At 35.0% G+C, this 14982-nt stretch carries 10 protein-coding genes; 3 read left to right on the forward strand and 7 right to left on the reverse strand.

Annotated elements, in window-relative coordinates:
- Positions 1–96 precede the first annotated feature (96 nt).
- Positions 97–1074, forward strand: a complete 978-nt coding sequence (locus QP953_RS24785) for an endonuclease/exonuclease/phosphatase family protein (protein WP_052597631.1) — start codon at positions 97–99, stop codon at positions 1072–1074.
- Between the two features lie 89 nt (positions 1075–1163).
- Here the strand turns inward: QP953_RS24785 and QP953_RS24790 are convergent, their stop codons facing one another.
- Complete coding sequence (locus QP953_RS24790) at positions 1164–3947, reverse strand: response regulator (RefSeq protein ID WP_052597632.1); 2784 nt, start codon at positions 3945–3947, stop codon at positions 1164–1166.
- Between the two features lie 81 nt (positions 3948–4028).
- Positions 4029–6326 (reverse strand): response regulator, encoded by a 2298-nt coding sequence (locus QP953_RS24795; RefSeq protein WP_309553270.1) that lies wholly within the window; start codon positions 6324–6326, stop codon positions 4029–4031.
- Positions 6327–6980: 654 nt separating this feature from the next.
- Between QP953_RS24795 and QP953_RS24800 the strand changes: the two genes are divergently transcribed.
- The gene (locus QP953_RS24800) at positions 6981–7409 is read left to right on the forward strand and encodes a hypothetical protein (RefSeq protein ID WP_156039790.1); all 429 of its coding nucleotides are present in this window, start codon (positions 6981–6983) and stop codon (positions 7407–7409) included.
- 118 nt (positions 7410–7527) lie between these two features.
- Here QP953_RS24800 and QP953_RS24805 read toward each other — a convergent pair whose 3' ends face one another.
- Positions 7528–7977 (reverse strand): hypothetical protein, encoded by a 450-nt coding sequence (locus QP953_RS24805; RefSeq protein WP_052597635.1) that lies wholly within the window; start codon positions 7975–7977, stop codon positions 7528–7530.
- A 450-nt stretch (positions 7978–8427) separates the two neighbouring features.
- On the opposite strand from QP953_RS24805, the gene QP953_RS24810 reads away from it, so the two are divergent.
- Entirely contained in the window at positions 8428–9792 is a 1365-nt protein-coding gene (locus QP953_RS24810; protein ID WP_052600389.1) for a hypothetical protein, read from the forward strand.
- Between the two features lie 40 nt (positions 9793–9832).
- Here QP953_RS24810 and QP953_RS24815 read toward each other — a convergent pair whose 3' ends face one another.
- From QP953_RS24815 to QP953_RS24830, 4 genes are all read right to left on the reverse strand, one after another.
- Positions 9833–10282, reverse strand: coding sequence for a hypothetical protein (locus tag QP953_RS24815; protein WP_052597637.1), 450 nt, complete (start codon positions 10280–10282; stop codon positions 9833–9835).
- 243 nt (positions 10283–10525) lie between these two features.
- Positions 10526–11539 (reverse strand): ferrochelatase, encoded by a 1014-nt coding sequence (gene hemH / locus QP953_RS24820; protein ID WP_052597638.1) that lies wholly within the window; start codon positions 11537–11539, stop codon positions 10526–10528.
- Between the two features lie 401 nt (positions 11540–11940).
- Positions 11941–13242 carry an MFS transporter gene (locus QP953_RS24825; RefSeq protein ID WP_309553271.1) on the reverse strand — a complete coding sequence of 434 codons (1302 nt, stop codon included), beginning with the start codon at positions 13240–13242 and terminating at the stop codon, positions 11941–11943.
- A 194-nt stretch (positions 13243–13436) separates the two neighbouring features.
- On the reverse strand, positions 13437–14642 hold the full coding sequence (locus tag QP953_RS24830) for an aminopeptidase C (RefSeq protein ID WP_052597640.1): 1206 nt from the start codon (positions 14640–14642) through the stop codon (positions 13437–13439).
- Positions 14643–14982: the final 340 nt, after the last annotated feature.

A 14982-nucleotide genomic window follows, 5' to 3' on the forward strand; every position in this document is an offset into this window, starting at 1 on the left:
TCAACATTTTTTATTCTATTGTTTTCTCTAGCAATAGACCACCATGTACTAATCAATATGTAATCGTTTACAGAAATTACCAAATCAATAATTATTATGAAAAAAACAATCCTGCTGCTAGTCTTATTAATCCCGTTTCAATGGCTTATAGGGCAAGACTTAAAGCTGGCAACTTTTAATTGTGAATTTTTACTCAAACGAAAAGTTCATATGAAATATGGTCTACCTTATGACATGAAATATGCCTCAAGAGATGCCAAGCAAGAATGGAAAGACGATCGTTATAGACAAAAAAAATTTGAAGAAGCAACTAAAAAGGTTGCGGCACACCTCAAAACTATTAATGCGGATGTTTTAGGCTTAACAGAGGTTGGTAATACTTCTGAAGTTCAGCTTCTCGTAGAAACATTAAAAAAAGAAGGATTGGAGTATAAATACTGGAAAGTCTGCAAATCGCATGATTCTGCTACAGGGCAACATGTCGCTTTCTTGTCTAAATATGAGTTAACTGATATTGTCCCAGCTTTTCCCAATCGAGGTTTATATTTTGTCGAATCTGACCAAGACGAGGTAGAAGAAACAGGAATTAGTAAAGGGATGAAAGCAACAATTAGCTACAAAGGTACTCCCATTCATTTATTTTTATTTCATCTTAAATCAGAGCGAGGCGGAGAAGATAGCGACCAACGCCGCTTGATGCAAGCCGAAATTGCTCGACGAGTGATGATTCCTTATCTACAAAAAGAGGAACACGTGGTTGTTATGGGAGATTTAAATAGTGAAAGACGACACCCTGCTTTATTGACCATTCGAGGATTTAAAGACATTCAAACGGAATTGATACAAACAGGCGATAGTTATTATTTTGAAGATTATACCACAAGATGGACGTATAGTTACAAAGGGCAACAAGAACAAATTGACCATATTTTACTCTCTTTGAGTCTTAAAAATGCTTGTAAACACAACAATCCCAAACAAAAACAATGGGGAATTAAAACCTCTATCCTCCCCACCAATAACGAAGAAATATCTGACCACAATGCCTTGATTGTGGAACTTAATTTCAAGTAAAACCTGATCTGTTCTAATATTAGATAGGAGACTCGTACTAACTAATCGTACGAGTCTCCTATTTTTTTAGTGAAAGAACTATTGGACTGTTACTTAAAATACTCTGAAGGCTTTTTGCCAAAACGCTTGACATAATTTTTGGAAAAATGACGCGTAGACATAAAACCAATAGAATAAGACACCTCTTTTACTGTACGACAAGCACCTTCCTCTAACAAACGTCTAGCTTCTTGCAGACGAATTTCATTGATAAACTTTAAAGGTGTTAACCCTACATGAGTTTGCATAAAACGATACAATTGGCGTTTGCTTACAGCCACTGCTCTTGCCAAATCATCTACAGTAAATTCTGTCTCATCAATATTTTTAAGTACAACCGCTCTTGCTTCCTCTATTTTTTCACGAGCAGCAATCGACGATGCCGATTCCTTTTCGACAACCGATGTATTGGTATCTGTAACTGATGTCGCTTTTTCGTCCTCTTTCTCTTCAATCGTCTCATTTGCTTTTTGCTGCCAATCTCTTCGAACCAAAGCGTTCTCAATCAGTCTTTTAACATGAATATTCAACTCATCGACAGAGAATGGTTTCGTCAAATATTCATCAACACCAATCGTCAATGCCTTGAGTTTGCTAGCTTCACCAGATTTAGCAGTCAAAACAATAACGGGCAAATTATTGCCCCAAGAAGCCGCTTTGATATGCTCTAACAATTCATACCCATCCATTTCAGGCATCATTAAGTCGGTAATAACTAAATCAAATGAATGTCCCCCCTCTTGTTTCAAGAGATTCAATGCAACCAAACCATTTTCGGCTAATGAAATATCATAATCTGCCCCCAAAATCATTTTAATAAACGCAGCCATATCGTTATTGTCCTCAACTACCAAAATACGAGGTTGGTCACTTTTAGGGCTTGGCGATACAACAGAAGTGCCCTCTTTCACATCCTTGGTCTCTTCTAACAAGTTGTTTTCAATCACCAAAGGATTGACAGGTACTACTGTCGGTTGGGATACAATTTCTTCTATTTTCGGCATCAAAAAGGAAAATGTAGTTCCCTCGTTGAGAATGCTGCGTACATAAATTTCAAATCCTTGCAAAGAAGCCAACTCTTGTGCTAATGCAAGTCCTACGCCCGAACCAGAAACAGCTCTTTTTTCAGCCTCTTTGGTTTGATAAAACCGTTTAAACACATACGGCAAATCTTCTGCCTTGATACCAATACCAGTATCTTTGACCTCTACTTTGATTGCTGTTCCAACATCTGTTACAGCCAACGTAATGGCGCCATCATCCATTGTATATTTAAAAGCATTAGAGAGTAAATTATTGATAATCTTCTCCATTTTAGAAGTATCAAAATCCACCAATAAGTTATAATCAACATTATACTCTAATTGATAATTGATATTTCTATAACTTGTCTGTACTTTAAAATTATTATAAATGTTGACGATAAAAGAATGGAGGTGATTCGTTTGTCTTCTCACTTCTAACTTATTTGAATTCAGTTTTGCCAAATCCATAATATCATCAATATACTTCAACACCTTCTTACTATTCCTCAAAACCATGTCTAAAGACTCGCGTGTTTCTGTTTCCTCCATGCTTCCATGAGGCTGTTTTAAAATAGCAGAGACAGGTCCTACAATCAATGAGAGAGGCGTTCTAAATTCGTGAGAAATATTGGTAAACAAGCGATTTTTCGCTAATACGGCTTCTTCTGCGGTTTCCTTTGCCTTTCGCAACTCTTCTTCGTACTTTCTTTGCGTTCTTTTTAATCTAATATTTTGAATAATAGTTCCATAAGTAGATAAGAAAGGTGCTAGCGTTTCTGCCAATAGATCTTTGTAGCCAATAACATTGGACAATCCCAAAATTCCCACTATTTTATTATTGTGTGTAATTGGAAATCCCAAAAAATGCTTTAATTCTAAATATTTTTGAGGAATTTTATCCGACAAGATATACGTTTCTTCTTTTAGAATTTTATCTAGTAATGGTTTTAATATAGACTGCCCATTTTTTTGCCAGTTGGTATCATGCAGCAAATCTCCTTGCTCCAAAGCACCTTTTGTATCCATAACCGTCAATGCTTCTAAAGCGATCTGATCTTCTTTATGAATTAACTCAGCAATAAATCCATATTGACTACTCGTGATTGCCAACAATTGCTTAAGCAATGTATCAAAAGAATATTCGGCTTGTTCTTCCAACAAAAAACCAGATTGAAATTCTTTTATCATTGCCAGTAAATCTCGATTTTCCTCTGCACTTTTTTTGGCCAGTGCCAATTCTTTGGTCTTCTTATCTGCAAGTTCCTGTTCTTCCTCATAACGTTTTTTCATAAAACGTGTTGTTAATGTCACTAATACAATCATTGCGACAAACACAATACAAGTATCTATGGCTTGGTGCTTGAAACTGGGGTATGAGGCAACCCAAGTAGGATTTAATTGCTCTACAGCAATTGTAACTAGTGTAAACAGCCCAACAACAACTCCTACTCTCCAATATTGGTTATTAGGATCTGTCACAATATAAATCATCAAAAGCGCCAAATTAAATGCAATTGTTGGTCCCAACAAGCCTCCCATCCCAAACCACAAAAACACAGAACTTATCTGCGTAATCAACACAACAGGCCAAAATAAAAACGTAAAATTCTCTATTTTCTTTAATAAAAAATAAATTCCTATAGCTGTTGTCCCCATGATAACATCTGCAACAATAGGCAACCATGACATACTGATATACAAATTGGTTACTAAGCGTACGAAAATAATACCTAGTCCATAGAGACAAATGGACTGCAATAGCTTTCTATCTGGTTCTTTATATAAAATAGGTTTTTGTTGTTGTGACATAGCTTTGGTGTAGTGATTGATCAATGTAGTATGGTATCTATAAAATGTGTGTGTGTGTGTGTGTGTAATAAAAACCTGTTGCTAGCTCTTCAGTTTTCTTCTTTGATGATAATTTTGTATCAAATGCTGAACAGTAGCAAGCAATTCATCAATTGAAAAAGGCTTGGTTAAATACTCATCCACTCCTATTCTAAGTGCATTTAGTCGACTATCCTTTTCATGCTTGGCCGTTAATACAATAACGGGTACATCTACGTTAGGAGCTTGTCCTTTTATCTTTTCCAAGAGTTCAAATCCATCCATTTCAGGCATCATTAAATCGGTAATAACTAAACTTAATTGACTTCCTCTATTTTGTATGGTTTGCCAACCTTTTAAACCATTTTCCGTTAATATCACAGCATACTCATCTTGCAGTATTTTTTTTAGAAATAGTCGCATGTCATAATTATCCTCTACGATTAAGATAGTATCTTTTTCTCCCTCTACAGTTGTCGCAATTTTTGAAATGGGTTCTTTTGAAGTAATTGTCGAAGTTACAGGGACATAAGAATCAGGCAAACGATAGGGCAAATTAAAAGAGAAACAAGATCCTTCTGATAAGGTACTTTCTACATTTATATCAATACCTTGAATATCCGCCAATTCTTTGACCAAAGCCAAACCAACTCCTGTTCCTGCAAAAATCGTTTCGCCTTCTCCTTTTACTTGATAAAAACGATTGAATATATAAGGTAAATGTTCTTCAGGTATTCCTATTCCTGTATCCTCTACTTTAATTTTAATTGCTTGCCCTACAACCAAAACACTCAATACAATCCGCCCTCCATCCTTTGTATATTTAAAAGCATTGGACAACAAATTATTAATAATCTTTTCTATTTTCTTAGCGTCCAGTGGAACAACCAACTTTTTATCTACTTGGTAGTTAAGCGTATAATTAATATCCCTGTAAGCAACTTCTGTTTTAAATAAGGTATATAAGTTTTGAATAAATGGAAACAAAACAACAGGTTCGGTCTCTATTTTAAGTTCATTGGAATTTAGTTTTGCTAAATCCATAATATCTTCAATATACTCCAACATTTTCCTACCATTCTTCTGCATAATTCCTAGATAGCTTCTCATTTCCCCTTCGTTCAGTTCTGCGATGGGTTTCTTCATGAGAAGATCAATAGGGCCTAAAATTAAAGATAGTGGTGTTTTTAATTCGTGAGAGATATTGGTTAAAAATTGAGACTTTAATCGGTTCGAGTATTCTGCCAACTCTTTGGCCTCCTTCAATTCATTTTCGTAAGTTCTTTGTTTTCTTTTAAGTCGAATATTTTGCAAGATAGAGCCATAAGTAGACAAAAAAGGAGATAACAAATGAACCAATTCTTCGTCATACCCTCCTGCTCTATTGGCAATTCCAATAACGCCCACTGTTTCATAATGGTACGTTACACGAATACCTAAGAAATTACGAATTAGTTGTTTATTTTCTATGGTATTCGCTGTTTTTAGAGTAGCTGCATCGTTAATGATTACATAGTTCTCTGCCTCCATAATATAAGGAAACAAACGATCTAGCACTTTGCCTGAAATATCTGATTGAGTTGTAGAGAAGGCATGAATTTCCAAATTAGAAGCATCTTCTTTTAAAATAACCTCTCCTACAAACCCAGAAGTACTCCCTGTTAATTTGAGTAATTGAGCCAATAAATTATCAAAAGCATTTTTCAAATCTTCTTCCAAAAAGAAATCAGACTGCAAGTCTTTTAGCATCGCTAGCAAGTCTCGTTTTTGCTCGGCTTCTTTTTTTTCAGCACTCAATTTAGCTGCATTTTTTTCTGACTCGATCCTCTCTCGTTGAATACGATCGTGCAAAAACCTTAAAGCCATTGCAATCAGACCAGTAATATAAAGCGTAATCAAGCTATACTCCGTCCATGGTTCGATGTAGCCTCTGTCTATCCACCATTTCAAATACAAAGAAATTATGATCGCAACGACAATGACGGCTATTGTCACCCCCAATATTAACCGCTGATAGTGTTTTTGTTTGGTCCAAAGCCCATACAACAAGATTACCAGCAAGTAACTTGGTGCCAACATGCTGTCCATCTGATTAAAACTTAACCACAATACAGCTACAAAAATTTGAGTTGTTATGATAAAAGGTAAAATTAACTTTAGGTAAGCTTTCTTGTACTTCGATAAATAGAAAAAACAAAGTAGCAGTAACAATAATCCTCCATCTACGACAAACGCAGCCCATCCAAACCCTGATATAAAATGGGTTAAAAGTCGTACCCCCACCGTACAGGCATTTGCCAAATAATTCAGGTGAAATAGTTGCTCAATGGAATCATTAGATGTTTGCTTTTGAACGCTCAAATTAGTGTTGTCTTTATAGATGATAAAATTAACGTGGTGTCATTTGGGGGAGGTGCAAAAAAGAAACGACATTGCTATATATTGTTTAATAATAACTAATACTCCGTTAATTTTTTAGTTTTTCTATAAAAAACATAAAAAATCACCTTGCATTAGTTTGATTATCAGCTTTTTAGCACCAAAATCAACAAAACTATATTCTACTGATAATCAAACTAATACGATTTTTAACAGAGTAATAAATAACAATTATTAGCAAAAATTATAAGTTCTAATATAATAACATCTATAGAGAATAAGTCCCTGATTTAAATAAATATTAGTCTAATAATAGCAAAATCTTGCTTCTGGCTTCTCCAAAAAGCTTTATAAAAGCTCGCTATTGCATTGTCTTTTAGGCTTATTTATTAATAATTAAGTAAGTGGACAGAAAAAAGTATAGTTAAAAATGTAATTCTTTTTGCCTATAAATTTTTATGAACGATTACTTATTGCCTTTATATAGTTTATTTTTTATTGCAGCTAATCTATCTGCCATCAAGCAAGGCATAATTTTGCCATCAAAACATTGGCAAGAATAAACAGTTGCATTTAATTAACATATTAGAACTTAGTATCACCATACATTCATTTACAATGAAAAAGAATTAACCAATGAGTACAAATATGACGTCCCTTACAAAGAAATATTTTTATGCTTGGATATTTTTTATTTTTCCTATTCTGCTTTCTGCTCAGGTATCCACCTCTCTCAACCAAAGCTTTACAATAGATGCGGCGCAATCTATCAGTATTCAAGTCAATAGCCCCAATCTAAATATTAAATATATTCAAGGAAGTAGAATTTTGGTAGAAACAAGGGTTAGCCTTGCAATTGACAACACCGCACTATTAGAGTTTATTGCTCAAAAAGGGCGTTACGATTTGATCAAGGAAATAGATCCCAATACAAAATGTCTAAAGCTAACTCCCAGAAAAAATGAAAACTTACTCGTAGTAAAAGGAGAACAACTTCAAGAAAATGTTTCTTATACAATATATATTCCCCAACACATGGCTTATATAGATTTGGCTAAAAAATAAAAAGGTTGCTCGAATTTTACTTCTAACAACCTTCTTGCGCTTTTATAGTGCCTTTTTTAAACCTCTGGTTTGCTTGCTCGTATATAATCACTTGATTATTTTGCCCTTTATTTAGCAATTACATAGCTTGACCAACCGCCCCATTTTCAGATGCTTTATCTAAATTTTCTTCGCTTTCAATAATTACTTGATACCCTTCAGGTGCATTGATTTCAAAACTCAAATACTCTGCCAGTAATACACCTTTTACAGTTACTTGATTAGCAACCTTAGGCATTGTAATAATCAATGTCCCATTAGATGGGTCCACATCTGTCGCCAAAGTATATCGCCCAACAACAACCAATTGTTTAACAATATTTTCACTCATATTATCTACTTTCAAATGAGTAGTTACTCTAATGAAGTCCTTATCCCATTCTTGTAGACTTACCTCTCCTGGCAAATTAACAATTGCAGAAGTAGACGTTGCTAAAGCTACAGATTTAACCAGCGTTTTTTCAACTTGTGCATTCATGGTTGTTGCCAAACCACAAACTAAGCTCAATAGTAAAATTAAATTTTTCATAAACTTATATTTTTCAGTGTTAGCGTAGTTGGTATTATGTGCCTAACTACCTTACATTTTTTTTAGATTAATTGCCCCCAACTTTCTAAGGGAGAGAACGTTGATGCGGTTCATCATCGTTTATTATTGATAACGCAAATATAGAGGGGTTAGTTCAATTTTACAAATTTTTAAACAAAATAAAATTTTGAAAAAATAAAAAATAAAGCATTTTTTAAAAATAAAATTTTTCAAAATTAACATTTTAAAGAAATTATAGTTGAAAAAAATAAAAAAACCATATAATCTACTTTTTAAACTATAGGCATCAAAATTTAAAAAAATACCCCCAAAAAATATTTTTTGACAAAAGAAACATGAGTCATCCCGAATTTTTCGGCGATGACTTTTTTTTTGGAAAAAAGATAGGAATCTACTAGATTTAATTACCACAAAAAATTAGAGATTCCTATGTATTATAATAAACTACAAGATACAGAAAATATCAATAAAGAGAATGGAGCAGGATGGACAATTTTACATCGCTCACATCAATACTTGTCTAAATTACTCTTAAAACTAGATGAAGATTTAGATAAACGTTTGGTGCGTACATTTTATAATGTATTTATAGCAGTTTTAATGTCAAGAAATCGTTCAGATGCCTTGCTATTGACCGAGTTAGGCGCCTTAGTTCTTGGTCCTAAAAAAGCTAAAGCAGGAGTAAAACGTGTGAGTAATTTATTTCGCAGTAAGAAATGGGATTACCAAATAATAGATCAACATTTAGAAGAAGAGTTTGTTGCTAGATTGGAAGATAAGCAAGAATTAGGAAAAAGTTGGTTGATGCTCTGGGATGATAGTGTACTAGAAAAGCCCGAAAGTTGGTTTAGTGAAGGGCTAAGCCCAGTACACAGTAAGAAGAGTCAACGGTTAACACGAATAAAACCAGGTTATTATGATAAGCATAAACGTATTTGTGTTCCTGGATTTGAGTGGTCGGGTGCAGTTTTAACCTCCTTGCATGCGAAGGAAGTTCCTCAAATATCTAAAATGCGTTGGTTTGCCACAAGAGGTAAACATAAAGAGGAAAGTTCGGAGATATTTTATCGGATGTTTAATGCTCTAAATAAACGTGTAGCATCTACACAAGCGGATGTGCTTCATGTCTTTGATAGAGGTTATGCCAATGGTGTTTTTGTAGAACGTATGCTCAACTTTAAAGCAAAGTTTCTAGTTCGTTGGAAAAAGCTTAATAATTTGATTGATGAAAATGGAGTGAAGAAAAATACCTATCGTCTTTCTCTGGGACAAAAAGCTAAGGATCATCGCCTAATATGGGATAATATTCGGAAAGAAACGAGAAGCGTCAAAATACTCTACCGAAAAGTAGCTCATCCATGGTTTCCCCAAACAGATTTATACCTCGTTATTGTTCGTGATAAACGCAAAGGCACTTCTCCTATGTACTTGCTAACCAATGAAGTAATTGACACTTGTGGCAAAGCATGGGAAATGTTCTATTCTTATATGAAACGATGGGATATTGAACAGGTTTTTAGATATGGAAAATCAGAGTTGGGTATGGAGTCTCCTAGGCTTTGGTTCTTTGAAAATCGTCTTAAAATGTTGATGTTAGTTACTTTGGTAATGGATTTTTTGTTTCGGATGTTGAGGAACTTTAGAGCAACTATGACTACTATCATTAATATTTGGTGTCCTAGAACAGGAAATCGGCACCGAAAGACTTCGATGCCGATTTACAGACTTAGAAAAGCCATCCATTTTATCTTAACATTTTTATTTTGTCAATGTGCTTTAGAAAATTCGGGATGACTCATGTTGAATTGAGAATAAATTCAATGTCCTCAAAGCTTTACATAGAGCTTTTAGATGTATTTTTGTAATGAGATCCTTTAGGGACTAAATCTTCTTTGACAATCACTTCGTAATTTTTTGGGGCACTAATTTCAAATGTATAGTACTCTGCCAGATCAACACCTTTTACAGTAACAAAATTAGCTACATTAGGCATTTTCAAAACCATTAACTTTCCGTACTTGTCTGTCTCCGTCACCAAATTATAGCGACCTAATATTATTAATCGCTTTACAATATTTTCATCCATATTCTCAACGGATAGCTTTGTTACAACACGTATATAATCCTCTTCCCATTCATTGACTTCTACAGCTCCTGGCAGTAAAATGTAGATCGTCTTTGTAGCAGCTAGATTGATGCTCTTTGAGAGCGTCTTGGTCGTTTGTGCATTCATTGTTGCCAACCAACTGACCACAAAAATGCACAGTGTAATAATCTTTTTCATAAAAATATATTTTTGAATATTAATTGGCGCATTTTTTCAAGTCCGACCCTCTTCTAACTCATTTTCAGCTATATATATTCTTTATTTTACGAAAAAAATGTTAAATAGTTTCACAAAACAACATGAACATCAAAATAAAATTTTGCATTTTAAAAACAAAACTATATATAATTATGATATTTAGTCCAAAAAAAAGCAGCATTTCTTGATCAAGAAATGCTGCTTCACAAAAATGCATCGCTATTAAGCTTCTAGTATTATATTTTTAAGACCAACTACCCATCGAGGGTCGTCATTTAAACTATCTACTAGCTGTACATGCTCTCCCCCCATCTCTTCAAACTCTTCCATGTATTCTACAGACACCTCTATTGTTGTTTCTAAACAATCGGCAACAAAAGCGGGGCAAAAAACCAACAATCGCTTGTTTCCTGCATCAGCACGTTGCTGAAGCACATCCGTTGTATATGGTTCTACCCAAGGTTCTTTTCCCAATCTAGATTGAAAACAAGTTGTGTACTGCCCTTTTTTTAATCCCAATTCTTTTACCAATGCCTTGGTCGTAGCGTGGCATTGAGCGCTGTAACAATGTTGATTTTTATCCGAAATCGTCAAACAACAATCCTCTGCCTTTGTACAATGATTGCTCAAGTCTGCCTTTACCAACTGACGAACAGGCAAACCGTGGTAGCTGAACAAAACATGGTCATAATCGTTAATATCATGTTCCTTGGCTCGCTCAACAATAGAAGCAATAAAATCAGGATGATCGTAAAACGAATTAACAAATCGAAGCTTGGGAATTCCCTGTACTTTTGCCAATACTCGCATCACTTCTTCATAAACAGAACCTGTAGAAGCAGATGCATAATGCGGAAATAGAGGAACAATAATCAATTCTGAAACATGTTGCTTCAACATACTTAAAATTACGGACTCTATGGAAGGGTTTTGATAACGCATTGCTAGGTCTACCAGATACTCCTCCCCCATTTCATCTTGAAGCATCTCTTTTAGTCGATACCCATAAACTTTTAAAGGAGAGCCTTTTTCTGTCCATAGCTCTTGATACAACTTAGAAGCTGGCTTAGAACGAAATGGTGCAATAATTCCACGCACCAGCAAATTTCGTTGCACAGCTGGTATGTCTATGACTCTAGGATCCAGCAAAAATTCTTTTAAATAACGATAAACGGCTCCTCGAGTAGGTTCGTCTGGAGTCCCTAAATTTACCAACAAAACACCTTTCTTTCCCATCTTAACGTGTGTATGCTTTATTATAATTAATAATCTTCCTTTATTTGCCGATTCGATAGTTTGTAAAAAAACGTCGCCAGCTAAGCGGGGTCTCTATTCGCCCCCAAGAACAACTTGTAAAATCAACGCTATCCGCTTGCATTGTAAGGACTCAACATGTCCCTTTTAATTAAGCTAATGGCTCCCCCCTGTATTCTTATCCGCATTCAACTTGAGCTCTCAATTGTTTTAGACCAATCTATTTCTAATTTTTGTATCCAAACGTTGACTGTATCAAAATTTTAAAAGCCATTCTTTGTCTAGAATATACATTAACAACACTTTCTTTTTTTTGTTTAAAGAATAGTCATTTCCATTCTAACCTATGTTGAAAATTGCTTTGCAAAGAACGGGAATTTTAATTAAGAATCCAATATATTTTCTATTGCTTCTGTTCTTGTTGCGCTCCTTAAGGCAAAATAAAACAATACTGTGGCAATACTAAGTGCTGTCACCGACATAATCACCAACGACCACCCCAAAGCCATTTCATCCTTAAAGATATAATCTGTCAATAAAGCTACTCCTGTAGGTCCTAGTGTTAATCCTAATAAGTTTTGTGCTAAAATTAACAGAGCCGAAGCGATACCCCGCATTCTATTGGGCATAATTTCTTGAATCGCAGCAGCTGCGACGCCTACCGTTGCACTTACTAGGATACCATAAGGAATCAAAGCAATCAAGGTGCTGTTGGTTGTTGGCATAAAAGGATAAATTGCTGTGGCAGGAATAAAAAATAGCGTTGCCCATAACGACCAACGTATTTTAGCATTAGGAACACCCCTTGCTGTCCAACGATCCGCTATAAAACCACTTGAAAGTACCCCTATAGCAGGAAATAGCAACAACCCTACCCCTGCAATAATACCTACTTGTTCTTCGCTCAAACCGTGCAGTCTTATCAGATAAGTTGGAATCCAAGTACTTGTCGCATAGACGGCAACATAAAAGAAAGCAAAAGCGGCACACAATAGAAAAAAAGTACGACCATGCTCTTTTAGATAACCCCATACTTCGCCAAATGGAAGTGCCTCATCGGCATTCCGTCCTTTTCTCTTTGGTTCTTTGATTAATAAAACTAGTCCTGCCATCAACAAACCTGGCAAACCTACAATGATAAAAACCAATTGCCAAGCATAAATTTCACCGACCCAAGGTATTACCAAATTATCCATTTCAGATAGAATACCAATTAGATATCCCCCTCCCACATAAGCTAAAGCAGACCCAATATAAATTCCTAAAGAATAAACCGAAATTGCCGTTGCCAATTTTTCTTTTGGAAAATAGTCGCTGATAATAGAATATGCAGCAGGAGACAAAGCCGCTTCTCCTACTCCTACTCCCATTCTTGCTAGAAACAGTTGTCCATAATTTTTAGCCAAACCACAAATAGCCGTCATCAAACTCCAAAGCGCAACACCGATTGCTATGATTTTCTTGCGACTATAAACATCTGCAAGCCTTCCTAGAGGAATCCCAAGAATGGAATAAAAAAGTGCAAAACTAGCGCCCAACAACAAACTTACTTTGGTATCACTAAGCTCCATATCTTTTTTCATCACCTCCACCAATAACACGACAATATTACGATCTACAAATGAAAAGACATAAGCCAACATCAAGACAATAACAACTACCCAACCTTGTTTTTGATCGTTCATTTTAATAATGATTTAAACAGCGTTTACAATACGATTTCAGCGCACAACGAAAGTAACTTAAATAAAACAAGATGACCTTGACCTAGGTTAAGTAATTGAGTTGAGATACACGTTATCTAATAAAAATACAAAAAGGCCATTGGACAGATCCAATAGCCTTCTATTTTTGCATCAATGCAAACTATTTTTTAGGATTATTTAATCCCCAACTTCTTAGCAATTTTCTTTGGCAAAGCATCTTTATGAACCATCATATTCATCGTTTTGTAACGGAAGTAAGCTTCTGAAGCATAAAAATATCCATCACAATGATTGCCTGTCCCCCAAGAGTTTTTAATAATAAAATACTTAGTACCATTTTGGTCTTTTGCCATTCCAGTTGCATGCATACCATGATCGTCTGTAGTTTGATAATTATCATAAGCTATTTGACGCATTTCTTGAGTGATTTTTTTCTCAGGAACAGGCTGCATAAAAGCATCGCTGATTTTTTCTGCACCAGCATTACTAAAGTGTTTGTTGTCACGCCCTCTTTTTTTGATAGTAGACTCATCTTCAGGTACAATTGCCAACGCATCTCTAAAAGAAAAACCTTTTTCGGAAACGTCCGCAGCCCAAGCCCATGTATATCCTTTCATCAAAGAACTTTCTGCTACTTCCATCAACTCATCCAATGGCAAGTTATACACTTGACCAAAAGCCCAGTTATCTGGTACCGCCAATACAAATTTTTCGTAAAATGGATGGTGCGTAAAAGAACCCAAAACAACATAATCGTCCATATTTAAGCCCAATTCCTTAGCATATGTTTTTCCATTATATTTTTTGCCGTCTACTTCAAATTCCTCTGGTTTTTCGCCTAAATAAGCATCCAATACACCATCTACAGCATCTGTCCATACTGGTGTCAACACTCTATTCTGAGGACTTTTGATAACAACATCCACCATTGCTTTTAACATTGCATCCATTTCTGCATGGTTGTGCGTTTTGCTACCATAATTCAATCCCTCATAAGCAGATAAAGGAACAATACCATATTTTTTGATAACATAAGGAATATCATGGAATGCACCACCAGCACTAAAGTTAAAACTACCGTGCATACGTACATAATTGATCGCTTTATCATGATATGCATTGCGAGCAATCCACATTTCTGACAATTCATGTTTTCCTTTTCCCATTCGCAACAACTCCGACTCCAAAAAAGATAAAGCAGAGAACGTCCAACATGTTCCTGTTCTTCCTTGCGATTGCACAGGTGTTGCTTCCATATCTTTAAGTACAGTAAATTGATATTGACTTCCCTCCTTATTGGTTTCTTTTTCAGTTTCTTGCGCCATCACACCAAAAGAGGCTGCGGTCATTGCAAGTGAAAATAATACGGACTTATACATATTTAATTGTATTTTTAAAATTGTAATAAACGATTCTTGTTCCATCCTCTGGGATGTATTTTTTGCTAGGGCAAAAATACAAAAAAAGTAGAAGATATCCTTTGGCAAAATATTTTTTCGACAAAATAGCTTGGAACATCTATGAATAATGGCGATCTTATTTATTGACTTATCTTTGTTCTTTTAAAGTTGCAGTACTACAATTTCTCTTACTTAATACTTACTTAATATAGCCTATTTTACATTTATCACGAACTCTGCACTTCACACAAATCAATATAAATCAATCAATTAACACAAAAAACTTACCAAAGATAAACATATTAAAAGTCACTTTATA

It is taken from the genome of Aureispira sp. CCB-E, from assembly GCF_031326345.1.
GTDB lineage: Bacteria > Bacteroidota > Bacteroidia > Chitinophagales > Saprospiraceae > Aureispira.

Excerpts from the sequence above, each read along its gene's own strand:
- hemH (WP_052597638.1), bottom strand. The coding sequence starts at position 11,539 with ATGGGAAAGAAAGGTGTTTTGTTGGTAAATTTAGGGACTCCAGACGAA.
- QP953_RS24825 (WP_309553271.1), bottom strand. The coding sequence starts at position 13,242 with ATGAACGATCAAAAACAAGGTTGGGTAGTTGTTATTGTCTTGATGTTG.
- QP953_RS24785 (WP_052597631.1), top strand. The coding sequence starts at position 97 with ATGAAAAAAACAATCCTGCTGCTAGTCTTATTAATCCCGTTTCAATGG.
- QP953_RS24815 (WP_052597637.1), bottom strand. The coding sequence starts at position 10,282 with ATGAAAAAGATTATTACACTGTGCATTTTTGTGGTCAGTTGGTTGGCA.
- QP953_RS24830 (WP_052597640.1), bottom strand. The coding sequence starts at position 14,642 with ATGTATAAGTCCGTATTATTTTCACTTGCAATGACCGCAGCCTCTTTT.
- QP953_RS24805 (WP_052597635.1), bottom strand. The coding sequence starts at position 7,977 with ATGAAAAATTTAATTTTACTATTGAGCTTAGTTTGTGGTTTGGCAACA.
- QP953_RS24810 (WP_052600389.1), top strand. The coding sequence starts at position 8,428 with ATGTATTATAATAAACTACAAGATACAGAAAATATCAATAAAGAGAAT.
- QP953_RS24790 (WP_052597632.1), bottom strand. The coding sequence starts at position 3,947 with ATGTCACAACAACAAAAACCTATTTTATATAAAGAACCAGATAGAAAG.
- QP953_RS24800 (WP_156039790.1), top strand. The coding sequence starts at position 6,981 with ATGAGTACAAATATGACGTCCCTTACAAAGAAATATTTTTATGCTTGG.